Origin of the sequence: Streptacidiphilus pinicola (assembly GCF_003258295.1) — a bacterium.
Classification (GTDB): Bacteria; Actinomycetota; Actinomycetes; order Streptomycetales; family Streptomycetaceae; genus Streptacidiphilus; species Streptacidiphilus pinicola.
The window spans coordinates 1-23,594 of sequence record NZ_QKYN01000013.1 but is presented as its reverse complement, the minus strand read 5'-3'; the positions used below and the strand labels follow the sequence as shown (position 1 = coordinate 23,594).

Sequence of the window (23,594 nt, the reverse complement as noted above, 5' to 3'; positions counted from 1 at the left end):
CCGCCGGCTCGTGCCACTCCACGACCTGCATGTGCACCTTGCCGTCGGGGTGGTAGGTCCGCCCGTCCGCGAAGAGGCGCGGGGTGCCGGGGTGGTCCAGCTCCGGGCAGGGCCAGGCGATGCCGCCGGTCTGCTCCAGCCGCTCGTAGGTGATGCCGTAGTAGTCGTTGACGGAGCCCCGGGAGGCGGCCCGCAGCTCGTCGAAGACCTCCTCAGAGCTGCGGAAGGCGAACTTGTCCCCCGTGTCGAGTCGGCGGGCGAGCTCGCACATCACCCAGGTGTCGGTGCGCACCCCGGGCGGCGGCTCCTGCGCCTTGTTGTGCTTGACCACCCGCGCCTCGGCGTTGGCCATCACGCCGTCGTCCTCGGCCCAGGTGGTGACGGGGAAGACCACGTGCGCGTTGGCGGCGGTCTCCGAGAGGAAGAAGTCGAACTGGGCGTGGAACTGGAGCTTGTCGTAGCCGTCCTTGACGGCGGCGTAGTGCGGCAGGGAGACGAAGGGGTTGTTGCAGATGCCGATGAGACCGCGGATCTCCTCCCGCTGCATCTGCCAGACCATCTCCATCATGGAGGTACCCGCCTGCGGCAGGTCGTCCTCCCGGATGCCCCAGAAGTCCGAGATCCAGGCGCGGGCCGCCGGGTCGTTGATCGAGCGACCGCCCGGCAACAGGTCGGACTTCTGGCCGTGCTCGCGACCGCCCTGGCCGTTGCCCTGGCCGGTGATGGTGCCGTAGCCGGCGCCGGGCTTGCCGAGGTTTCCCGTGGCCGTGCACAGGTTGATGACGGACAGGCAGTTCTCGACGCCCTGGGTGTGGTGCTCGATCCCGCGGGCGTGCCAGGCCATCGCCCGCCCGGCACCGGCGAACATCCGCGCCACCTGGACGACCTGCTCGGCGGGGACGCCGCAGATCTCCGCCGCCCGCTCCGGGGTGTACGCGGAGACGGCGTCCTTGACCTCGTCCCAGCCGGTGGCGCGGGCGGCGAGGAACTCCTCGTCGACCAGACCCTCCTTGACGACCACGTTGAGCACCGCGTTGAAGAACGCGGAGTCGGTGCCGGAGCGCAGCGCCACATGGATGTCGGCGGTCCGGGCGATGGCCGTCTCCCGGGGGTCGACGACGATGAGCGTCGCGCCCCGGTCCCGGGCGCCCCACACGTACTGGGTCATCACCGGGAAGCACTCGCCGACGTTGGAGCCGGCGATGAGCAGGCAGTCCGTCAGCAGGATGTCGCTGAACGGGTTGCCGGCGCGGTCGATGCCGAAGGCGAGTTTGTTGGCGCCGGCCGCGCTCACCATGCACAGGCGGCCGTTGTAGTCGACGTGCTTGGTCCGCAGCGCCACCCGGCCGAACTTGCCGACCAGGTAGGTCTTCTCGGAGAAGAGGCTGGCGCCGCCGAGCAGACCGAAGGCGTCACGGCCGTACTCGGCCTGGATCCGGCGGACCTCGGACACGGTGAAGTCGAGGGCCTCCTCCCAGCTCGCCTCGCGGAACTCCTCGTCGCGGCTGCGCCGGATCAGCGGGGCGGTGAGCCGGTCCGGGTGGTTGACCTGCTGATAGGCGTTCAGGCCCTTGGGGCAGAGCCGACTGCGGTTGATGTCGTGGTTGCGCGGCTCGACACCGAAGACCTTGCCGTGCTCGTCGACCCGCAGGTACATGCCGCACTGCACGCCGCAGAAGCAGCAGTGCGTGGGCACCAGGGTCTGCCTCGTCTGGTCGGCCCGCCAGTGCGCGGCGGGGATGCCGCCGGCGTCGCGGAAGTTGCGGGTTCCGGGCGGCGCCACGGAGGGATCGAGCGCGACGCCCGCCTGGGACGCCGCCCGCCCGGGGGCGGCTCGTCCTGATACGGCTGCGGCCTCGTTGCCGGTCACTTGAACCCCCGCTTCACATCGGTCAGGTAGGCGCCGCCGCGCAGTTCGCGCTTGCAGCGCGGGCAGTACTCGGCCCAGGCGTCGAAGCCGAGACCGAGGTCGCGCATGGTGCCGCGCAGGTTCTCCACGGCCGGAACGGTGTCGATCTCGGTGCCGCAGCGCTTGCACGTGAACAGTTGCTCGCCTGCCTTGCGGGAGTTGAACTTGAACAGCTGCATGCCGACCGCGGCCGGGCGCTGGACGATGTGGAAGAACTTGCCGAAGGGCAGGTAGACCAGGGTGAAGACCACCGAGACCATGTGCAGCACGGCCAGGAACTCGTAGCCGCCGCCGTGCAGGAAGATCTCCGAGAAGGTCAGCAGCAGGCCGGTGACGGAGATGGTCAGCAGCGCGAGCAGCGGCAGGAAGTCGTAGGCGAAGCGCTGCCCGGTGGTCGCGGCACGGTCGTGGTAACGCCGCCACAGGAAGTAGCCCACGCCCCCGATCACGAGCACCGCGGCCAGGTCCAGGCCGTGGAACATCGCCCAGCCGAGGACGCTGCTGGAGGAGAAGCCGAAGAGCTTGAACCCCCACAGGCGCATCTCGTAGCCGGGGCCGGTGGCGCTGGAGGCGGTGAAGGTGAACCAGCCCCAGGTCAGCGGGAAGGTGATCGCGGCGGCCAGCAGGCAGCCCCAGAAGATCAGCTGGTGGGCGGCCCAGCGGGCGTGGGAGCGGGCGCCGAGGAACTTCTGGAAGCCCAGGTAGGTGGCGATCATCCGGGGCAGCGCGGTGGGCGCCCGGCGAAAGCTCTCGGCGGAGAAGGCGGAGCTCAGGCCCTTGCGGAACAGCCGCCAGGCCGCCGGCTCGCTGACCCACACGGTGTACCGGTAGGCCACACCGAAGGCCAGGAACACCGTCGCCACCGCATAGGGCAACAGGGCCGAGTCGAAGTCCCGCAGGCCCCGACTGCCGAGCACGATCGCCAGGACCAGCACCAGCGACACCAGGGCGCCCACCAGGGCGGCTCGCTGACGCAGCCTCCGTCTGTCCACCACCACAGATCTCCTCGTCATCCACCTTCGGTGAGCCTAGGCAGGGCATAAGAGATCAAGCAGGTTGAAAACGGCCAAACGAGCCCCCGTCACACCTGCTCGGCGCAACGGGGGCTCGTGGGCACAACGGCCGTGCTGGGGACAGCGGGCTCGGAGGACGGGGCGTCGGGCTGCTTACGCGGCCTCGAAGCCCGAGTGGTCGGCGATCTTGCGGAGCTCCGCCAGGGCGTGCTTCTCGATCTGGCGGATGCGCTCGCGGGTGAGGCCGTGCTGCTTGCCGACCTCGGTCAGGGTCCGCTCGCGACCGTCCTCCATGCCGTAGCGGGAGCGGATGATCGAAGCGGTGCGGTCGTCCAGACGGTCGATAAGGGAGTCCAGCTCCTCACGGCGCAGCATCACCAGCACCGCGTCCTCGGGCGAGGTGGCGCCGGTGTCCTCCACGAGGTCGCCGAACTGGGTCTCGCCGTCGTCGTCGACGGTCATGTTGAGGCTCACCGGGTCGCGGGCCCAGTCGAGGACGTCCTTGATTCGATCCTCGGTGGTGTCCAGCTCGGCCGCGACCTCGGCCGGCTCGGCCTCACGGCCCAGCTCCTTGGACTTCTCGCGCTGGACGCGACGGATCCGGCCGAGCTCCTCGACCAGGTGCACGGGCAGCCGGATGGTACGCGACTGGTCGGCGATGGAGCGCGTGATCGCCTGGCGGATCCACCAGGTCGCGTAGGTGGAGAACTTGTAGCCCTTGCTGAAGTCGAACTTCTCGACCGCGCGGACGAGACCGGCGTTGCCCTCCTGGATCAGGTCCAGGAGCGGCAGCCCGCTGCGCGGGTACCGGCGGGCCACGGCGACGACGAGGCGGAGGTTGGAGCGGATGAAGATGTCCTTGGCGCGCTGACCGTCAGTGGCTATGGCACGCAGCTCGTCCTCCGACGCCCCGGCAGCCGTGTGCCCCTCACCGAGGAGCTGCTCGGCGAAGACACCGGCCTCGATCCGGGTGGAGAGTTCGACCTCCTGCGCCGCGTCGAGCAGCGGGGTGCGCGCGATCTCGTCCAGGTACATACCGACGAGGTCGCGGTCGGCCTCACCTGCGGTCGGGCGGGCGCTACGCGTCCGATCGGCCTTGTCGCGGACGACGGCACGGGTGGCCATACGTACTCCCTCGGGTGACCTGACGGGCCTGGCTGACCCGTACCTGGGAACTGCTTACGTAACGAACCAACGACGATGTCTGAGGAATCATTCCCGAAACGGTGTTTTTCTTCGCACGTAGCAGTATGCTGTGCGGTTCGCCCGCGATCATCAGCAGAGCGTCATTGCTCGATCACAGCGCGGCGAGCGTCCAGTTCTGTCACTCTCTGGGACGATTGTCCGCCCCGTAACAGTTCCCCGCGCGGCGGAGTCGGGGACGCGGAATCCCCGGATCGACAGGTGACAGGCGTGCGGCAGAGGCAGCCCTCGCGGCTCTGGCAGCCCTGGCGGCTCTGGCTGGGGGCGGCCCTCTGCCTCGCCCTCTTCGGCCTCCTGCTCGCCCTCGTCGAGACCGGGGGTCCGCTGATCCGGCTGGACCTGTCGATCGACCGGCACCTGCACACCGCCGCACTCCACCAGGCCGGCTGGACCGGCTCGATGCGGACCGTCACCTCGGTGCTCTCGCCGACGGTGCTGCGGATCGTGCTGGGCGTGCTGGTGCTCTGGCTCTGGTGGCGCGGCGCGCGGATCGCCGCGCTCTGGGCGGCCTGCTGCGGACTGGTGCAGGCAGGGCTGGAGATCGGGGTCAAGGAGGCGGTCGCCCGGCCGAGACCGGTCCTGCCCCAGCCGGTGTCCACCGCGACGGGCTGGTCGTTCCCCTCCGGACACGCGATGACGTCGGCGACCGTGATCCCGTTGCTGCTCCTCGTCGCGTGGCCCCACCTCCGGCGGCCCGGGACGCGCGCGGTGTCGCTGGGCGTCGCGGCGGCCCTGGTGTTCCTCGTCGGTTGGACGCGGGTCGGTCTGGGCGTCCACTGGCCCAGCGACGTGGTCGGTGGCTGGCTGCTCGCGGGCTTCACCCTGTGCGCCGTGACCGCCGCGATCGACACCTGGCGCCCGGGGATGCGTGAGGTGGAACTGCAGCGCCTGACCTCCCGGGCCGCGCAGCGGGTGCAGCGGCAGCAACTGCCGCGCGGGGGCGGGGACCCGTCCTAGAACAGGTCCCCACCCCCGCGCCCCGGCACCGGCACCGGCACCGGGCCGATCGGCTGCTCAGGCGGTGCACTCGTACAGCGCCTCGCTGGAGGAGGAGCCCCCGGCCGACGCACCGGTGGTCGACGAGGCCTTGCTCGACGAGGTGCCGCCGTAGACCGAGGCACTGACGGCCTTGCAGCTCGACTTCACGTAGGCCGTCGCCTGGCTGTTGGCCTGGTCGCCGCCGGGCCCACCGCCGAAGCCGCCGGAACCGAGCAGCACGTAGCGGAGCTTGCCGGAGGCGATCAGCGACTTCATCTTGGCGAGGCTCATCGCCGGATCGCTGCCGGTGAAGCCGCCCATCGCGATCACGGGCTTGCCGGACTGCAGGATCAGCTCGGAGGCCGACTGCGCGCTGGAGACCGCGACCAGCCAGGTGGCGCTGCCCTGGTTCTTCTCCAGGTAGGAGAGCAGCGCGGAGCTGACCGCGCCGCCGCCCATGCCTCCGCCGAAGCCCCCCGCGCCGCCGTCACGCATCCGCTCGGCACCGCCGGACGTCGCGCCCGTGGTCCCGCCGGACGCGCCGGCGGAGGCCGCGCCGGGCAGCTCGCCGGACGCTCCACCCGGGAAACCACCCTGGCCGGAACCGGTCGAACCGGTCGAACCCGCCGAGCTGGTCGAACCGCCCGGACCACGCGCCGCCGCAGAGCCGCCGGAGCCACCGGGCGCGCCCGGGAGGCCACCGGATCCGGTGGACCCTCCCGTGCTGCCCGCACCGCCCGCACCGCCCGCACCGCCCGCGCCGGCGAAGCCACCGAAGCCGCCACCGTCACCAGGGAGCTCACCGCCCCGCGTGCCGCCGGGGAAGCCGCCGCGCATGCCGCCGCCGGGGCCGCCGAAGCCGTCGCCCGAGGACGGGCCCGCCGTCGGGTTGGTGCCCTGGATCGCGCCCGCGGTCGCCGTGTCGGCGGCGTAGGCGGCCGGACCGGCCACCAGGGCCAGCGCGGTCGCGACGGCGCCGACCGCGAGCACCCGCTTGCGGACCACAGCCGCGACCGAGCCCGCGCCGAAGCGCGAGACCAGCAGCGCCACGACGCCGCCCACCGCCAGCAGAGCGACGCCCGGCCACAGCCAGGACGCGAAGCCACTGGTGCGGCGGAGCAGCAGCACCGCCCAGAGGGCCGAGACCACCACACCCACCGGGAGCACCGCCGCCCAGACGGGCTTGCGGGAGGGCGAGCGCAGCGCGCGCAGCAGCATCGTGCCGCCCGCGCCGGTCAGCGCGGCGATCGCCGGGGCCAGCATGGTCGTGTAGTACGGGTGGAAAGTGCCGGAGGAGAAGCTGAAGACGACGTAGTGCGTGAGCAGCCACATGCCCCACAGCAGCAACGAGGCCCGCTGCATGTCGGTGCGTCGCCTGCGGCCGCGCAGCACCAGCGCGCCGACGAGCGCGATGACCGCGAAGGGGATCAGCCAGGAGATCTGGCCTCCGAGAATGTCGTTGAAGAGCCGCCCGGCGCCGGAGGTGCCACCGAAGTTGGCTCCTCCCCCGCCCGCGCCGCCGCCGCCCATCCGGGCGGTGGCGCCGCCCGTGCTGCCGGTGACGTTGCCGGCGCTTGCGCCCAGCACGCGCTCCAGGCCGTTGTAGCCGATGACCAGGTTCCACACCGTGCCGTCCGAGCTGGAGCCGATGAACGGGTGGTCCTTGATCGAGTCGACCACCACCATCCACCAGCCGCTGGAGACCACCAGGGCGACCCCCGCGATCAGCAGGTTCCGCACCCGGAGGAGCCAACTCCCGCGCGCGGCCCAGACGTAGGCGAGGAACAGGGCCGGCAGCACCATGTAGGCCTGCAGCATCTTGGTGTTGAACGCGAAGCCGACCAGCACGGCGGCGATGACCAGATGGCGCAGCGTGCCGCGCCGGATGGCCTCCAGGCAGAACCACGCCGCGGAGACGGTGAGCAGCACCAGCACCGGATCCGGGTTGTTGTCCCGGTTGATGGCGACGGTGATCGGGGTGAGCGCCAGCACCACGCCCGCGACGGTCGCCGCGGCGGGGCCGAAGCTGCGCCGGACGGCGCTGTACAGGACGGCGACCGAGGCGACGCCGCAGGCCGCGATCGGCAACAGCATCTGCCACGTGCCGAATCCGAAGATCCGGCAGGAGACCTCCATCAGCCACAGCGCGAACGGCGGTTTGTCGACGGTGATGAAGTTGCCCGCGTCGAGCGAGCCGTAGAACATCGCCGACCAGCTCTTGGTGCCGCTCAACACGGCTGCCGCGTAGTAGGAGTTGGCGTTCCCGTTCTGGCCGAGGCCGTAGCAGTAGACCAACGCGGCGAGCGCCAGGGTGCTCCAGTAGGCCGGGCGCACCCAGCGGGCGCGGCGGGGTTTGCGTGACGAGCGGCTGCGCGGAGGGACAGCGGCCGAGTCGGTCGGCGCTTCGATGTAGGCGCTCACCGGCGGGCCTCCTGGGTAGAGCGGTCGTGGGCAGAGCGGTCGTGGGCAGGTCGGTCGGTGGCGAGGGAGGAGAGCTCGGACAGGTCGGCCTCGCGGGCGTGCCGGGCGGTACGGTGCGGGTTGAAGACCCACGCCCGCAGCAGCACGAACCGCACCACGGTGGCCAGCGCGTTCGCGGCGACCAGCCAGCCGAGCTCGGCCGTGTGCGAGGCGCCGGGCGCGACGAGGCGGGAGACGGCAAGCGCGACGGTGCTCAGCACCAGGCCGATCACGAAGGCGATGCCGCCCTCCACCTGGTGCCGCAGCGCGTCGCGCGGGCCGGTGACGCCGAAGGTGAAGCGCCGGTTGGCGGCGGTGTTGGCGATCGCGGTGACCAGCAGCGCGAACGCGTTGGCCAGGACGGCGGGCGCCGCCTGACGGGTCAACAGGTAGAGCCCCAGGTAGGCGAGGGTGCTGAGCACCCCGATCACGGCGAAGCTGGAGAGTTGCCAGCGCATGCCGGTCGGCAGCTGCGCCTGCAGCACGCGCGGCGGGACCGGCATCCGGGTCGCTCCGAACGCGGCCTTCTTGCCCACGCGCCACATGCCCTTGAGGTCGTCCTTGACCGTGCGGACGATGTCGACGCGGCTGTCGGGGTCGTCGATCCAGTCGACCGGCACCTCGTGGATGCGCAGCCCGCTTCGCTCGGCGAGGAGCAGCAGCTCCGTGTCGAAGAACCAGGTCTGGTCCTCGACGTCGGCGAGCAGGGCTTGGACCACCTCGGTCCTGGCGGCCTTGAAGCCGCACTGCGCATCGGAGAACTTGGCCGCGAGGGTGGCCCGGAGCAGCAGGTTGTAGGTGCGGGAGATGAACTCGCGCTTCGGGCCCCGGACCACGGCGGAACCGCGGTGCAGCCGGCTGCCGATGGCGAGGTCGCTGTGCCCGGAGAGCAGTGGGGCGACCAGTGGGAGGAAGGCCTCCAGGCCGGTGGAGAGGTCCACGTCCATGTAGGCCACGACGTCGGCGTCGCTGCTGCCCCAGACCGTGCGCAGGGCGCGTCCGCGCCCCTTCTGGTCCAGGTGGACGGCGCGGACCTCGGGCAGCTCCGCGGCGAGTGCGGAGGCGACCTGCCAGGTGGCGTCGACGCTGGCGTTGTCGGCGATGGTGATGCGGAAGGGGTACGGGAAGTGCTCACGCAGGTAGCCGTGCAGGGTGCGCACGCTGCGGGCGAGCACGTGCTCCTCGTTGTAGACGGGGACGACCACCTCGACCAGCTCGGTGCGAGTGCCGTCCCGGCCTGCGACGGGAGGGGCGGCGTGTGCCGCCGGCGAGGACGAATGGTTCATGCCCTGAAGCCTTGGGCCCGGCGCTGTGGCGGAGCTGTGCTCCGCTTAGGCCGTCGCTGGCAGCCTCTCGTTCCCCACGCCCCTAACGGGGCCCTCGGGCCCGAAGTTCGCCCTTGAGGACCTTGCCGGAGGCGTTGCGGGGCAACTCGGGGACGAAGATCACCTCGCGGGGCACCTTGTAGTTCGCCATCTCGCGGCGGCACCAGTCCACGAGTTCGGACGCGGCCTGCGACGCGGCCTCCGGCGCGGGCTGCTGACGGGGCACCACGAACGCGCGGCCCACCTCGCCGAGCCTCGGGTCGGGGACGCCGACGACCGCCGAGTCCGCGACCATCGGGTGGCGGGCGAGGATGCGCTCGATCTCGGCCGGGTAGGCGTTGAAGCCGCCGACGGTGAACATGTCCTTGAGCCGGTCGGTGATGCGCAGGTTGCCGGCGTCGTCGAGCACGCCGATGTCGCCGGTGCGCAGCCAGCCGTCGGCGGTGAAGGTCTCGGCGGTGGCGGCGGGGTCCTCGAAGTAGCCGCGCATCACCGTGTAGCCGCGGACCTGGACCTCGCCGGGTTCGCCGGGAGGCAGATCCTTGCCGTCGGCGTCGCGCACGCGGACCTCGACGTCGGGGATGGCCCGGCCGGAGGTGGCGGCGACGGTGTCGGGGGTGTCGTCGCGGCGGCACATGGTCACCATGCCGCAGCTCTCGGTCAGGCCGTAGGCGGTGAGCACGGTGGTGAGGCCGAGTTCGTCGCGGACGCGCTGGACCAGCTCCAAGGGCACGACGGCGGCGCCGGTGACGGCCAGCCGCAGCGAGCTCAGATCGTGCTGGTCACGGGCCGGGTGGTCGAGCAGCGTCTGGTAGACCGTCGGCGCGCCGGGCAGGACGCTGACGCGCTCGGTGGCGATCTTGGCGAGCACGGCCTCGGGGTCGAAGACGGGCTGCGGCAGGATCGTCGCGCCGGTCATCAGGCAAGCGAGGATGCCAGCCTTCCAGCCGAAGGTGTGCGTGAACGGGTTGACCACCAGGTAGCGGTCGCCCGCGGCGAGTCCGGCCAGCTCGGCCCAGGTGCCGAAGGCGCGCAGGGTCTGGGCGTGGGTGGTCACGGCGCCCTTGGGCAGACCGGTGGTGCCGGAGGTGAACATGATGTCGGCGGGGTCCTCGGGGGCGACGGCGGCGATGCGCTGCCGCACGGCGCGTTCGGGGATGTCGGCGCCGGCTTCGAGGAAGGCGCGCCAGGAGAGCAGGCCGTTCGGAACGGCCTCGGTGTCGCCGAGGACCACGGTCCCGCGCAGGTCGGGCAGGGGCCCCGCGGCCCTGAGCGCCGAGACGTAGCTGACGCCGAGGAAGGTGGAGGTGACGAAGAGCAGCGAGGCCTTGGTGCGGCCCAGCAGGTCCGCCGCCTCTCCGCCCTTGAGCCGGGTGCCCAGCGGGACGAGGACCGCGCCCGCGCTGACGGCGCCGAGCGCCGCGACGACGTAGTCGGGGGCGTTCGGCGCCCAGATGCCGATGCGGTCGCCGGGGCGCACGCCGGCGGCCATGACGCCGGCGGACGCCCGGCGGACCCGGCGGGCCAGTTCCGCGTAGTCGAGGCGCGTGCGCGGACCGACCACGGCCTCGCGGTCGGCGTGGCGGACACCCGCCGCCTGGACGAGGTTCCCGATGGTGCCCCACTCCAGATCCGCCCGCATGACCCGCCCCTCCCGCTGCCCACTGGTTGCCCGCTGCCCACTGGTTGGTTCCGCTGGTCCGGTTCCCACGTCTCGCATGTGACTGATCGTCAGATTAGGCTGACGGCGCACTTCCCGGAAGGGAGCCGGGGACCCTATTCTGACGCTACGTCAGAAGATCTTCCTCTGCGGCGGATCGCCGTAACGGAGTTCGGGGAGCCGCCCATGCTCAGGGACCGCACGGCCATCGTCGGCATCGGCCAGACCCGCTTCGCCAAACACCTGGAGGAGTCCGAGAAGGCGCTCGCCTGCCGGGCCGTGCTCGCCGCCCTGGAGGACGCCGGGATCGAGCCGCACGAGGTGGACGCCCTCGCCTCCTACACCATGGAGGAGACCGACGAGGTCGAGCTCGCCAAGGCCATCGGCGCCGGGGACGTCACCTTCTTCTCCCGGATCGGCTTCGGCGGCGGCGGCTCCTGCGCCACCGTCGCACACCTGGCCATGGCCGTCGCCACCGGGCAGGCCAGCGTCGGTGTCGCCTGGCGGAGCCGCAAGCGCGGCAGCGGCAGGCGGCCGTGGACCAACACCGCGCAGCAGCTGCCCACTCCGGCCCAGTGGACCCGGCCGTTCGGCCTGCTGCGCCCGGCCGACGAGATCGGCATGCTGGCCCGCCGCTACATGCACGAGTTCGGCGCCACCCGCGACCATCTCTTCAACGTCGCCCTGGCCTGCCGGAACCGGGCCAACCAGAACCCCGCGGCGATCATGTACGAACGGCCGCTGACCCGCGAGATGTACATGGACGCCCGCTGGATCAGCGAGCCGCTCTGCCTCTACGACAACTGCCTGGAGACCGACGGCGCTCTCGCCTGCGTCATCGTCGGCGCCGAACGCGCCCGCGACTGCCGGCAACGCCCCGTCTACCTGCACTCCGTCGCCCAGGGCCTGCCCGCGCAGCACCACGGGATGGTCAACTACTGGAACGACGACCCGCTGACCGGCCCCGCCTGGACGGCCGCCCGGCAGCTGTGGAAGACCGCGGACTTCGGCCCCGCCGACGTGGACGTCGCGCAGATCTACGACGCGTTCACCCCGCTGATCCCGCTCTCCCTGGAGGGCTACGGCTTCTGCGGGCGCGGCGAGGGCGCGTCCTTCACCGAGGGCGGCGCCCTGGAGCTGGGCGGCCGGCTGCCGATCAACACCGGTGGCGGCGGCCTCTCCGAGGGCTACGTGCACGGCTTCAACCTGATCAACGAGGGCGTCAAGCAGTTGCGCGGCGTCTCCACGGCCCAGGTGCCCGACGCGGCGACCTGTCTGGTCACCGCAGGCGAGGGAGTGCCCACCTCCGCCGTGCTGCTGCGCACCTGAGATTCATCGAATTCCGAAGGTGGGCATCGAGTCAGAACGAGCTGAGAGGGAGGCCGCCGGATGGACACCATGACCGCGGAGGGGCTGCTACTGCCCTGGCCCGACGACGACGGCGAGCCGTTCTGGGACTACGCCCGCCGCGGTGAGCTGCGGGTACAGGCCTGCGCCGACTGCGGACGGCTGCGGTTCCCGCCACGCCCCTGCTGCCCGCACTGCGGCAGCTTCGAGGAGGAGTGGCGGCTGATGTCCGGGCGCGGACGGCTCTGGTCCTACGTCGTCGCCCACCCGCCGCTGCTGCCCGCGTACGCGGAGCGCGCGCCGTACCCGGTCGCGCTGGTGGAGCTGGAGGAGGATCCACGGATCCGCCTGGTGGGGACGCTCACCAACTCGGTCCGCCGGCCGAACGCGCCGTGGAACGCGGTGCCGCCGCAGCGGCTGCGGATCGGAGCGCCGGTCCAGGCCGTCTTCCAGGCGGTCACGCCCGAGGTGACCGTCGTACGCTGGGCCCTGTGCAGCGGCTGAGCCGCGGCCCCACGCACGTTCGGAAGCAGTCGCACACGCACGGACAGCGCGCGGTACGGTCGGCCCGGTGGCGGCGTCAGCCCGGTAGTCAAGGGCGACACCGCGCCGGGCATCGTCCGTCCGGGGGAAACCGAAGCATGGGCTCCCGCCCCGGAAACAGTGCGTTTCCGGCCGGTGAACTTACCTCGGTCCTCACCGTACGCCTGCTTCCATCTACTACAGTGCAACGTCGTCCGCGCCCTGTCCCCGCGCAGCTGCACGGCCGGACCCACGCAATCAGGACCAGGAGTCATCGTGACCATCCCCGCCGCTCTTCCCGACGACTGGGCGGACACGCCCGTCACGGTCGTCATGCCGACGTACAACGAGATCGGCAGCCTGGAGGCGACGGTCGAGCAGGTCATGGCCCTTCCCCTGCCCGGCCTGCACCTGAAGGTCGTCGACGACAGCAGCCCCGACGGCACCGGCGAACTCGCCGAGAAGCTCGCGGAGCGCCACGTGCTCGACGGCAAGCCCCGCATCAGCGTGCTGCACCGCAAGGGCAAGGACGGGCTGGGCAAGGCCTACGCGGCCGGGATGGCGCTCGCCGTCGAGGAGGGCGCCCAGTTCGTCGTCCAGATGGACGCCGACGGCAGCCACCCGGCCAGTGCCATCCCGCAGATGCTCGGCACCGCTCTCTCCACCGGCGCCGGCGTCGTCGTCGGCAGCCGCTACGTGCCCGGCGGCGAGCTCGCCGACGAGTGGGGCTGGCACCGCCGCCTGCTGTCGCGCTGGGCCAACGCCTACGCCGGCATCATCCTCTCGACCCGCGTCCGCGACATCACCGCCGGCTTCAACCTGTGGAGCGCGGCCGCGCTCCACGCGGTCGACCTGGCCACCCTCGAAAGCGCCGGCTACAGCTTCCAGGTCGAGCTCAAGTTCCGTGCCGTGCACGCGGGCTTCAGCGCGCTGGAGGTCCCGATCCGCTTCGAGGAGCGCCGTGCCGGCGAGTCCAAGATGAGCTTCGGCGTCCAGCTGGAGTCCGCGATCGTGCCGTGGCGCCTGCGGCTCCGCTCCCGCAAGTAAGAACCGCAGCGGGCCACCGGCCGCCCCGAGGCCACCCAACGCGGTCATGCCGTCACTCTGCGCGCCCAGAATCCGGGCCTCGCTAGAGTGGCGGCATGACTTGGCTTGTCACCGGCGGTGCCGGCTACATCGGAGCACACGTCGTCCGCGCCATGGTCGAGGCCGGCCACGGCGTGGTCGTCCTCGACGACCTCAGCACGGGCGACCCCGTCCGGCTGCCCGCGGGCGTCCCGCTGGTCCAGGGTTCGACCCTGGACCGACCGCTGCTGGACTCGGTCCTGCGCGAGCACGCCGTCACCGGCGTGCTGCACATCGCCGCGAAGAAGCAGGTCGGCGAGTCGGTCGAGAAGCCGCTCTGGTACTACCGCGAGAACGTCGAGGGCCTGCGCGTCGTCCTGGAGGCCGCCGCCGAGGCGGGCGTGCGCCGCTTCCTGCTCTCGTCCTCCGCGGCGGTCTACGGCATGCCGGACGTGGACCTCGTCACCGAGGAGACCCCCTGCCGTCCGATGAGCCCCTACGGCGAGACCAAGCTCGTCGGCGAGTGGCTGGTCCGGGCCGCGGGCCGCGCCCACGGCATGGGCACGGTCTCGCTGCGCTACTTCAACGTGGCCGGCGCGGCGACCCCCGAGCTGGGTGACCCCGGCGTCTTCAACCTGGTCCCCATGGTCTTCGAGCGCCTGGAAGCCGGCGAGGCCCCCCGGATCTTCGGCGCGGACTACCCCACGCCCGACGGCACCTGCATCCGCGACTACATCCACGTCGCCGACGTCGCCGAGGCGCATGTCGCCGCGGTGCGGCGGCTGACCGACGACCCCGACGGCACCGACCTGATCCTCAACATCGGCCGCGGCGAGGGTGTCTCGGTCCGCCAGATGCTGGACGTCATCGGCGAGGTCACCGGCCTCGACGCGTCCGGCGTGGTCACGCCGCGGCGCGCGGGCGACCCGGCCCGTGTGGTCGCCTCCGCCGAGCGGATCGCCCAGGAGCTGGGCTGGAAGGCCCGCTTCGACGTCCGCGACATGATCACCTCCGCCTGGTCCGGCTGGCGCCTGCGCCACTGACGCGCAGACGCGCGGTTGCACTATCCAGGGGCGCGAGGAACTGCGCGACAAGCCACCGGCGTGCAGATGGTCCTCAACGCGCAGGGCCATCCGCACAGGGTGGTTGATCGCGCAGTTCCCGCGCCCCCGAGCCGTGCACCTACCTGCGAGGGCGCATCCAGCCCGCTCGCGCCCAGGCGGCGGAGCCGCAGATCAGCGCAGCCTCGCGCCCCCGAGCCGTGCAACTACCTGCGAGGGCGCATCCAGCCCGCTCGCGCCCAGGCGGCGGAGCCGCAGATCAGCGCAGCCTCGCGCTCCTGGGAGGCCCCTGGCGGGGCCTGTCAGGTCACTCGCGGGTGGTGGCGGTGCCCCTGAGGGCGTCGAGGGCGTAGACGCAGTGGTCCTTGCTGCAGGCGAAGACGCGGCCGTCGGCGGTGATCGGGGAGCCGGTGATCTCGCCGCCGGTGTCGAGCTTCCAGCGGAGGCGGCCGGTGGCCAGGTCGAGGGTGTGCAGGGAGTGGTCCCGGCTGCCCAGGTGGACGAGGCCGTCCGCCGCCGCGGGGATGCCGGCGAGCTCCGCGCGAGCGGTGTAGCGCCAGCGCTCCGCGCCGCTGCGGGCGTCGAAGGCGAAGACCGTGTCGGCGCTGCCGACCAGCACGGCGTCGTCGGCGACGACCGCCGGCTCCGCGCCCTGGCGGCCGCCCGTGCGGGCGTGCCAGCGGACCGCGCCGCTGGCCGGGTCCAGGGCGAAGACCGTGCCGAGGTAGTCGGCCACGAAGACGCCCTGCTCGCTCACCGCCGGAGAGGTGAACAGGACCACCGGCGCGTCGAAGCGCCAGCGCTCCGCGCCCGTCTCCTCGTCGACCGCGAGCACGCGCGGACCGCTGCAGAGGAAGAGCACGCCGCGGTGGAGCACCGGCCGGGACGGGACCTCCTCGCCGAGCGGGAGCGCCCACTGGAGCTGACCCGTCGTCAACTCGACGGAGCGGAGGCAGCCTCCGCCGTAGTAGTAGACCGAGTCACCGATGACGCACGGGCCGGAGGCCGGGTTCTCGTAGGCCTGCTGGGCGTCCTTGGCCTGCCACATCTCGCTGCCGTCGATCGCGGAGTGGACGTGGACGCCGCCGCCGCGCGTGCCGGCGACGACGGCGCCGCCGGCGGCGTCGAGGGTGTAGGTCCAGCCGTCGAGGGCGACGCGCCAGCGCTCGGCGCCGTCGGTGGCCTGGAGGGTGACGAGGTTGGGGCCGTCGGCCGCGTGCACCCGGCCGTCGGCGACGGCCAGGGCCCAGGCGACGCTGTCCGTGCGGAAGCGACGCCGGCCGCTGGCGATGTCGAGCGCGTGCACGCCGAAGCTGGCGACGTAGAGCGCGCCGTCGGAGACGATCGGGGCGCCCCAGACGTCGTGGGACATCCGGAAGCGCCAGGGCCGCCAGGGCGCCTCGGGCGCGCCCTGCGGCTCCGCGGGGGCTCCGGGACCCGCCGGGGACGGGATCGGCGCCTGAGGGGCGGGCACAGGACCCGACAGGGGGGTCCCCGTGGCGGGCGAGGCCGTCGAGGCGGGCGCGGACGGCGCCGCGTGCGCGCCGCGCTGGACCCAGCCGGTCGTCGGCGGGGTGACCGGCTCGGACGGCGGACCGGCGGGAAGCCGGACACCCGGCCCTATGGGCGCGGCCACGCCGGGCAGGTGCACGACGGGCCGGGCCGTCGTCACGGCCTCGGGCGGCGTAGCGGTCGCCGCCGCGGGCTCGGCTGCCGGGGACGGCGCGGCGTGCTGGCCCACGCCACGCTGCGGCTGCGGCTGCGCCGGTTGCTGCGGCTGCCCGTGCTGCGGCTGCTGCGCCGGGAGCGGCCCGCGGGCCTCGGACCCGGGGTACGGCTGCGGTGCCGGCCCGCCGGACTGCTGCGGCTGGGGCGCCAGCGGCGGCTGTTGCTGCGGCGGGGCGACAGCGGGCTGGAACGGCGGCGGGGGCGGGGTGCGGCGGCCCTTCTTCTTCTCGATGAGCGCCAGAGCCACCGGCGGCAGCCACTCCCCCGCGTCGTCCTCCGTGCCGTCGCCGGAGCCGTAGAGGTGCGGGGCCAGTTCGGCGGCGATCTCCGCGGGCATGGGGCGCCGCTCGGGCGCGGTGCGCATGCAGGCGCGGACCAGCGGGACCAGCTCCTCCGGCAGGCCGGAGAGGTCCGGGGGCTCGCGCAGCAGCATGAACACCGTCTCGACGGGGTTCGCGCCGTGGTACGGCGGGTGGCCGGTGGCGGAGAAGACCGTCAGCGAGCCGAGCGAGAAGACGTCCGAGGAGCCCTTGACGCCGCGGCTGTCGCGGGCCTGCTCGGGCGACATGTACGCGGGGGTGCCGACCGCGACGTTGGTCATCGTCAGGCGGGTGTGCGAGACGCCCGCCGCGATGCCGAAGTCGATCACCCGCGGACCGTCCTCCGTGACCAGCACGTTGGACGGCTTGAGGTCGCGGTGCACCAGGTTGGCGGCGTGGATGGACTGCAGCGCCTCCGCGATGCCCGCGATCAGCCAGCGCACCGTGGCGACCGGCAGCGGGCCGCACTCGGTGACCAGGTCCTCCAGCGAGGGCGCCGGGATGTAGGCGGTGGCGAGCCACGGCACCGCGGCGTCGGCGTCGGCGTCGACGACCGCCGCGGTGTAGAACCCGCTCACCGTGCGCGCGGCCGCGATCTCGCGGGCGAAGCGCACCCGGAAGAGCTGGTCCTCGGCCAGCTCCGCCCGAACCGTCTTGATGGCGACCCGGCGGCCCGCCGCCGAGCGCGCCAGGTAGACCAAGCCCATTCCGCCCGCGCCGAGCCGGCCCAGCACCTCGAAGGGCCCGATCCTTCTGGGATCGTGCGCCGTCAGCTGGTCCACGTCCTCAGCCTCCCCGTTGGGTCGAAAGCGCCGCCGGCAGCAGAAGCGCGGCGGACGCAGCACTGATTCTCCACGTCCGGACGCCCGACAGGCCAACCCGCCGGGCAGGACATGGGACACACCCTCGCCACAATCCCGCCACAGTCCTGCAACCACACGGCCCTGCCACGGACAGTACCCCGCGCGACCTGCCACACGAACGGCCCCCCGCCCTGCTCACGCACCGCCCGACGACGCGCCCGCGTACCGTCACGGCGGAGGACACAGGGGGCGACGCGCAGGCAAGTCTGTGCGAATCCACCACAGCGGGACACAGCCGATCTAGATTGGTCACCGGGAGATTGGTGACACAGCAACATCCCGCACCTCCTGCACCCCCTTCGAGCGGCCTGACGATCCTCGAGGAGTCGTGATGAGTGACAGTGCCATGGCCCTGTACGGCCTGCTGACGGAGCTGCTCGGCACCGAGCCGCCGTTCCGGGTCCGCACCTGGGACGGCGGTGAGGCCGGTCCGGCCGACGCGCCGCTGATGGCGTTGACCGACCGGCGCGCGCTCCGGCATCTGCTGTGGGCCCCCAACGAGCTCGGGCTCGCCCGCGCCTACGTCTCCGGCGCGATCTCGCTGCCCGGCGAGGACGACGACGCCGACAACACCGATCTGTACGAGCTGCTGCACCGCCTGGCCGAGCTCTCCGAGTCGCGGCCGGAGCTGTCGCTGCGGCCGACGCTGCGGCAGGGGACGGGCTCGGCGCTGACCCCGGCCACCCTGAGGGCGGCGTTCGGGCCGGACTCGCGCCGGATGGTGGCGACGGCGGCCCGGCTCGGGGCGATCGGCCCGCGTCCGCCGATCCCGCCGGAGGAGATGCGGACCCGGCGCGGCCCGGTGCACACGCTGCGCCGCGACCGGGCGGCGATCAGTCACCACTACGACGTGGGCAACGACTTCTACCGGCTGGTGCTGGGGCCGTCGATGGTCTACTCGTGCGCCTACTGGCCGCCGGGGACGACCAGCCTGGAGGCGGCCCAGGAGGCCAAGCTCGACCTGGTCTGCCGCAAGCTCGGCCTGCACCAGCTGCCGCCCGGCGCCCGGATGCTCGACGTGGGCTGCGGCTGGGGTTCGATGCTGCTGCACGCCGCGCAGCACTACGGCGTCAGCGGGGTCGGCGTCACGCTCTCCGCGGAGCAGGCACGGATGGCCCGGGAGCGGATCGCGGACGCCGGGCTGACGGACCGGCTGGAGATCCGGCTGCAGGACTACCGGGAGATCGATGACGGCCCGTTCGACGCGATCTCCAGCATCGGGATGGCCGAGCACGTCGGCTCGGACATGTACCTGCGCTACGCGAAGACCCTGCACGGCCTGCTGCGGCCGGGCGGGCGGCTGCTGAACCACCAGATCGCCCGGCGGCCCAACGCCCCCGGCGAGCCCTACCGGCTCAGCCCCTTCATCGCCGCCTACGTCTTCCCCGACGGCGAGCTGGCGCCGATCGGCAGCACGGTCTCGCTGCTGGAGCAGGCGGGTTTCGAGGTCCGCGACGTGGAGTCGCTGCGCGAGCACTACGCGCTGACGCTGCGCCGGTGGGTGGCCAACCTGCAGGAGGAGTGGACGCAGGGGGTCAAGCTGGTGGGCCTGGGCCGGGCCCGGGTCTGGCGGCTGTACATGGCCGCGTCGGCCCTGGCCTTCGAGGAGAACCGGATCGGTGTCAACCAGGTCCTGGCCGTCAGGACCGGCTCCGGAGGGGCCAGTGGACTGCCGCTCAGCCGCGGCGCTTGGCTGGAAGACACCCCCGCGCGGCCGGAAGGAGCTGCCGGGGCCTGAGGCCCCCGAATGGCCCCCTGGGACGGATTGGCTGATCAGAGGCCTGCTGCCGCCTGACCAAGGCTCTAGCAGAGGCCTCGTCAGCCTGACGGAGCATTCACATTTCCCGCCGAATAGCGCCCGGATCTTGCCACGGTAAACTGACGGCATGACAGGACAAGTTCGCACCGTCGATGGGCGTGTCGCCGGCCGACGCGGACAGGCCACGCGGCAGAAGCTGCTGGACTGCCTCCGCGAGATGCTCGCGTCCTCGCCCTACCGGGACGTCAAGGTCATCGACGTCGCCCGGATGGCGGGTACCTCCCCCGCAACCTTCTACCAGTACTTCCCCGACGTCGAGGGCGCCGTCCTCGAGATCGCGGATGAAATGGCCAAGGACGGCGCAGGTCTCAAGGACCTCGTCGCCGACAAGTCGTGGGTCGGCAAGGCCGGCTACCAGACGGCGGAGGAGCTGGTCGACGGCTTCCTCTCCTTCTGGCGCGACAACGAGGCCATCCTGCGTGTGGTGACGCTGGGCGCGGCCGAAGGGGACAAGCGGTTCTTCAAGATCCGCATGAAGATCCTCAACGCCGTGACCAACTCCCTCACCGACTCCCTCAAGGCCATGCAGGCCTCCGGCAAGGCGGACAAGTCGGTGAGCGCACCGGCCGTGGCCGGCTCGCTGGTCGCCATGCTGGCCGCCGTCGCGGAGCACCAGAAGGGGTTCGACTCCTGGGGTGTCAAGGCCAAGGAGCTCACGCCCAACCTGGCTCTGCTGGTCTACCTCGGCATGACGGGCAAGAAGCCCCCGAAGTAGGCCTTGCCGGCCACGACAACACCATCACTGCGGAGCCGTGGGGCCCGGTCGCCTGTCCGCCGGCGTGAGCGCCGGGGCTGTGCCTCGGGGGAGGTAGGTCCTGCGCGCCCACGGCCCGTCCATCCTGGGCGGCATCGTCGATGCCCTGACGATGCCGCCCTTTCCTGTGCGGTGCGCCCACAGAAGGGGCGACTACCTCGGTTCGAGACGGAAGAGGCGGATCTCGCGTTCCACGCGGGCCTGGTAGGCGGCGTACGGGGGCCACATCCGCAGCAGCGCCGTCCAGGCCTCCGCGCGCTCGTCGCCCGCCAGCAGGCGGGCGCGGACCGAGGTGGTGCGGCCGCGGTGTTCGACGACCGCGTCGGGGTCGGCGAGCAGGTTGCCCGTCCAGGCCGGGTGGGAGGTGCGGCCGAAGTTGCTGCCGACCACCAGGAAGGTCTCCCCCTCGGGCAGGCAGGCCAGCGGGGTGGTGCGGGGCTCACCGCTCCTGCGGCCCGTCGTCGTCAGGAAGAGCGAGGGCAGCATCCACTGACTCAGCATGAACTTGCCGCCGCTCAGCCGGTGCACCGCCTTGTCCAGGCGGGGCACGACGGAGGGCGCGATCCGGGCGAAGGTCGGCGTCGCCGACACCTTCTGCATGACGTTCTCCAGGGCTCTCATCGCCTCGTCCCTCCAGCCGCGGTCGCCTCGGTTCCGGTGGGCGCGAGCACGCCCGACAGCTCCGCCGCGCGGGCCCGCAGCAGGTGCGGCGGGCCGAAGAGCAGCTCGTCGGCGGCGGCCCGCTTGAAGTACAGGTGGGCGTCGTGCTCCCAGGTGATCGCGATGCCGCCGTGCAGTTGGATCGCCTCCGCCGCGGCACTGTGCTGGGCGGTGAGGGCGTGGGCCAGGGCGAGCAGCACCGGAACGGGGTCTTCGGGCGCGGTCGTCGCGGACCAGGCGGCGTAGAGCATCGCCGAGCGGGCGGTCTCGACGGCGACGTAGACGTCGGCGAGCCGGTGCTTGACCGCTTGGAAGGAGCCGATCGCACGGCCGAACTGCTGCCTGACCTGCACGTACTCCACGGTACGGGCGAGCGCCCGGTCCGCCGCGCCGACCGCCTCCGCCGCGACGGCGAGGGCGGCGCGCCGACCGACCCGTGCCAGCGCGGGGGACGCGTCCAGCGCCGGGTCGCCGAGCGGGCGGGCGGTGACGTCGCGCAGTTCGACGCGGCCGACGCTGCGGGTCTGGTCGATGCCCGCGCCGCGTTCCCGGCGCAGGCCGGGGGCGTCGGCGGCGTCCACCACGAAGAGGACCGTGCGACTGCGCGGGAAACCGCCCGCGTGCGCGGCGACGACGAGCAGGTCGGCGCGGGCCCCGTCGAGGACGTGGGCGGCCTCGCCGTAGAGCGACCACAGGCCGTCGCCGGCCGGCCGCGCCTGGACGCCGCCGGCCCGGCCGCCGCCCGAAGGGACGTCGCCCGGCAGCGGGCGCGGAATCGGGTCGGGGACCAGGCCGAGCGCGACGGCGGGAGTGCCGGGCAGGGCGAGCGCGGCGGTACGGGCTCCCGTCGCGAGCGGTGGGAGCAGCTCACCGTGCTGCTCCTCGGTGCCGCAGGCGCTGATCGCCTCGGCGGCCAGGACGGAGCTGGCGAGCAGCGGGGAGGGCAGCAGCACCCGGCCCGCCTCCTCGCAGGCGAGCGCCAGCTCGACCGGGCCGAGCCCGGAGCCGCCGTGGCACTCGGGCAGGGCGAGCCCGGCGAGCCCCGGCTGCTCCGCGAGCCGTCGCCACAGCTGGGCGTCGTAGCCGGGCGCGGACGCCGCGGCGAGGCGGAACTCCTCCGGGCCGGCCTGCTTGGCGAGCACGTCGCGCAGGGCGCGGGCGATCTCGTCCTGTTCCTGGGTGAGCGCGGGATCCATGCCGCCTCCTGGCCTCGGCCGGCCGGGCCCTGCCGTTCGACCCGGCTCGGCGTCGCGTCGACCACGACTCCTTAGATCTGACGGTTCGTCATACTAGAATCCGTGGCCCGCGACGCACAGGGGCGCGCCGATGCAAATCTGATGTACCGTCAGATTCATGACTGCTGCCGGTCCTTCCGCCCCGCCCGCCGCGTCGGGCCCGCTCCGTCACCCCGTTCCCGAGGCCGCCGCGCCAGGGCGGCGGCGTCGCCGGGTGGCGGTCGTCGGGGTCGCGCTCAGCGACTGCGGACGGGTCGACGACGCCACGCCGTTCCACCTGCACGCGCAGGCGGCGCGGCGCGCGCTGGCGGACTCGGGGCTGCCGCGGGACGTGATCGACGGCGTGGCCTCGGCGGGCCTCGGCATCCTGGCGCCGGTGGAGGTCTCCGAGTACCTGGGCCTGCGGCCCACCTGGACCGACTCCACCTCCGTCGGCGGCTCCACCTGGGAGGTCATGGCCGCGCACGCCGCCGACGCGATCGCGGCGGGCCACGCCAACGCGGTCCTGCTGGTCTACGGCTCCACCGCGCGCGCCGACCTCAAGGCACGCCGCCGCACCGCCGCGCTGTCGCTCGGTGCGCGCGGCCCGCTGCAGTTCGAGGCCCCGTACGGGCACACGCTGATCGCCAAGTACGCCATGGCGGCCCGGCGCCACATGCACGAATACGGCACGACGGCCGAGCAGTTGGCGGGCGTCGCGGTGCAGGCGCGGGCGAACGCCGCGACCAACCCCGACGCGATGTACCGGGCTCCGATCAGCGTGGACGAGGTCCTCGACGGCCCGATGGTGGCCGACCCGTTCACCAAACTGCACTGTTGCATCCGCTCCGACGGCGGCTGCGCGGTGCTGCTCGCCGCCGAGGAGTACGTGCCGGACACCGTGCACGACCCGGTCTGGATCCTGGGGACAGGCGAGGCGCTCAGCCACAGCACCATGTCCGACTGGGAGGACTTCACCGTCTCCCCCGCGGACGCCTCCGGCCGCCTGGCCTTCGAGCGGGCGGGCGTCTCGCCCGCCGACATCGACCTGTGCGAGCTCTACGACGCGTTCACCTACATGCCGTTGGTGATGCTGGAGGACCTGGGCTTCTGCGCCAAGGGCGAGGGCGGCCCCTTCATCGAGGCCAAGGCCGGCCGCCTGCTGCGCGACGGCGAACTCCCCACCAACACCGACGGCGGCGGCCTCTCCGCCTGCCACCCGGGCATGCGCGGCCTCTTCCTCCTGGTCGAAGCCGTCCGCCAACTCCGCCACGAGTACGCCACCACGGCCCCGGACCGCCAGGTGCCCGGCTCCCCCGAGCTCGCCCTGGTCAGCGGCACGGGCGGCTGGTTCTGCTCCTCCGGCACCATCGTCCTGGGGCGCTAGCACCGGCCGCCGGATGTGTGAGCGTCACCATCATGGCAGCTCAGCGGGGGTTTGAGTAGGACTGATCGCACACGGGACAAGCCTTGTTCCGACGCCCCGTCAGGGCCGAACATCGCCGTCATGACTTCTGCCGAGAGCGCCCATCCCGACATGGTCATCCGAGCCCGAGTGAAGCTGCTGGGAGTCGAATCGCTCTCCCACGAGGAACGAACCCGCGCCTACCGTCTGCTCGCCCGCGTCGACCCCCGCTACCTGCCCCACCTCGTCCGCTCCCTGCTCCGCTGGGACGAGGTGGGGCAGGTAGCG

At 72.6% G+C, this 23,594-nt stretch carries 18 protein-coding genes; 9 read left to right on the top strand and 9 right to left on the bottom strand.

Annotated elements, in window-relative coordinates; genetic code table 11:
• From DN069_RS03245 to DN069_RS03235, 3 genes are all read right to left on the bottom strand, one after another.
• Positions 1-1,783 (bottom strand): molybdopterin oxidoreductase family protein (locus DN069_RS03245; protein ID WP_243638866.1); only part of this gene is annotated, 1,783 nt, incomplete at its 3' end.
• An 83-nt stretch (positions 1,784-1,866) separates the two neighbouring features.
• A complete protein-coding gene (locus DN069_RS03240) occupies positions 1,867-2,901 on the bottom strand; it encodes an MFS transporter (protein ID WP_243638865.1) in 1,035 nt (344 codons plus the stop codon).
• A 174-nt stretch (positions 2,902-3,075) separates the two neighbouring features.
• Positions 3,076-4,047, bottom strand: a complete 972-nt coding sequence (locus DN069_RS03235) for a sigma-70 family RNA polymerase sigma factor (RefSeq protein ID WP_111499261.1) — start codon at positions 4,045-4,047, stop codon at positions 3,076-3,078.
• A gap of 288 nt (positions 4,048-4,335) precedes the next feature.
• On the opposite strand from DN069_RS03235, the gene DN069_RS03230 reads away from it, so the two are divergent.
• Positions 4,336-5,082 carry a phosphatase PAP2 family protein gene (locus DN069_RS03230; protein ID WP_165845352.1) on the top strand — a complete coding sequence of 249 codons (747 nt, stop codon included), beginning with the start codon at positions 4,336-4,338 and terminating at the stop codon, positions 5,080-5,082.
• Positions 5,083-5,139: 57 nt separating this feature from the next.
• On the opposite strand, the gene DN069_RS03225 is transcribed toward DN069_RS03230, so the two are convergent.
• From DN069_RS03225 to DN069_RS03215, 3 genes are all read right to left on the bottom strand, one after another.
• Complete coding sequence (locus DN069_RS03225) at positions 5,140-7,524, bottom strand: ArnT family glycosyltransferase (RefSeq protein WP_243638864.1); 2,385 nt, start codon at positions 7,522-7,524, stop codon at positions 5,140-5,142.
• Positions 7,521-8,849, bottom strand: a complete 1,329-nt coding sequence (locus tag DN069_RS03220; RefSeq protein WP_111499259.1) for a bifunctional glycosyltransferase family 2/GtrA family protein — start codon at positions 8,847-8,849, stop codon at positions 7,521-7,523. Before DN069_RS03220 ends, DN069_RS03225 begins: the two co-directional genes overlap by 4 nt.
• An 82-nt stretch (positions 8,850-8,931) precedes the next feature.
• Positions 8,932-10,530, bottom strand: a complete 1,599-nt coding sequence (locus DN069_RS03215; RefSeq protein WP_111499258.1) for a FadD3 family acyl-CoA ligase — start codon at positions 10,528-10,530, stop codon at positions 8,932-8,934.
• 204 nt (positions 10,531-10,734) lie between these two features.
• On the opposite strand from DN069_RS03215, the gene DN069_RS03210 reads away from it, so the two are divergent.
• From DN069_RS03210 to galE, 4 genes are all read left to right on the top strand, one after another.
• On the top strand, positions 10,735-11,877 hold the full coding sequence (locus DN069_RS03210; RefSeq protein ID WP_111499257.1) for a lipid-transfer protein: 1,143 nt from the start codon (positions 10,735-10,737) through the stop codon (positions 11,875-11,877).
• A 60-nt stretch (positions 11,878-11,937) separates the two neighbouring features.
• Positions 11,938-12,399, top strand: a complete 462-nt coding sequence (locus tag DN069_RS03205) for a Zn-ribbon domain-containing OB-fold protein (RefSeq protein WP_424556242.1) — start codon at positions 11,938-11,940, stop codon at positions 12,397-12,399.
• 294 nt (positions 12,400-12,693) lie between these two features.
• Complete coding sequence (locus DN069_RS03200; RefSeq protein ID WP_424556241.1) at positions 12,694-13,464, top strand: polyprenol monophosphomannose synthase; 771 nt, start codon at positions 12,694-12,696, stop codon at positions 13,462-13,464.
• Positions 13,465-13,559: 95 nt separating this feature from the next.
• Complete coding sequence (gene galE / locus DN069_RS03195; RefSeq protein WP_111499256.1) at positions 13,560-14,525, top strand: UDP-glucose 4-epimerase GalE; 966 nt, start codon at positions 13,560-13,562, stop codon at positions 14,523-14,525.
• A gap of 325 nt (positions 14,526-14,850) precedes the next feature.
• Here galE and DN069_RS03190 read toward each other — a convergent pair whose 3' ends face one another.
• Positions 14,851-17,373: an outer membrane protein assembly factor BamB family protein gene (locus DN069_RS03190; RefSeq protein ID WP_111499255.1), complete on the bottom strand. Its 2,523-nt coding sequence runs from the start codon at positions 17,371-17,373 to the stop codon at positions 14,851-14,853.
• A gap of 412 nt (positions 17,374-17,785) precedes the next feature.
• Between DN069_RS03190 and DN069_RS03185 the strand changes: the two genes are divergently transcribed.
• The gene (locus DN069_RS03185) at positions 17,786-19,192 is read left to right on the top strand and encodes an SAM-dependent methyltransferase (protein WP_111499254.1); all 1,407 of its coding nucleotides are present in this window, start codon (positions 17,786-17,788) and stop codon (positions 19,190-19,192) included.
• 148 nt (positions 19,193-19,340) lie between these two features.
• The gene (locus DN069_RS03180; RefSeq protein WP_111499253.1) at positions 19,341-19,988 is read left to right on the top strand and encodes a TetR family transcriptional regulator; all 648 of its coding nucleotides are present in this window, start codon (positions 19,341-19,343) and stop codon (positions 19,986-19,988) included.
• 192 nt (positions 19,989-20,180) lie between these two features.
• Here the strand turns inward: DN069_RS03180 and DN069_RS03175 are convergent, their stop codons facing one another.
• The gene (locus DN069_RS03175; RefSeq protein ID WP_111499252.1) at positions 20,181-20,648 is read right to left on the bottom strand and encodes a nitroreductase family deazaflavin-dependent oxidoreductase; all 468 of its coding nucleotides are present in this window, start codon (positions 20,646-20,648) and stop codon (positions 20,181-20,183) included.
• Positions 20,645-21,883, bottom strand: a complete 1,239-nt coding sequence (locus DN069_RS03170; protein ID WP_111499251.1) for an acyl-CoA dehydrogenase family protein — start codon at positions 21,881-21,883, stop codon at positions 20,645-20,647. Before DN069_RS03170 ends, DN069_RS03175 begins: the two co-directional genes overlap by 4 nt.
• Before the next feature lie 157 nt (positions 21,884-22,040).
• Here DN069_RS03170 and DN069_RS03165 point away from each other — a divergent pair, with 157 nt between their 5' ends.
• Together DN069_RS03165 and DN069_RS39320 are read left to right on the top strand one after the other, a co-directional pair.
• Complete coding sequence (locus tag DN069_RS03165) at positions 22,041-23,288, top strand: thiolase C-terminal domain-containing protein (protein ID WP_111499250.1); 1,248 nt, start codon at positions 22,041-22,043, stop codon at positions 23,286-23,288.
• 120 nt (positions 23,289-23,408) lie between these two features.
• Positions 23,409-23,594 (top strand): hypothetical protein (locus tag DN069_RS39320; RefSeq protein WP_133259818.1); only part of this gene is annotated, 186 nt, incomplete at its 3' end.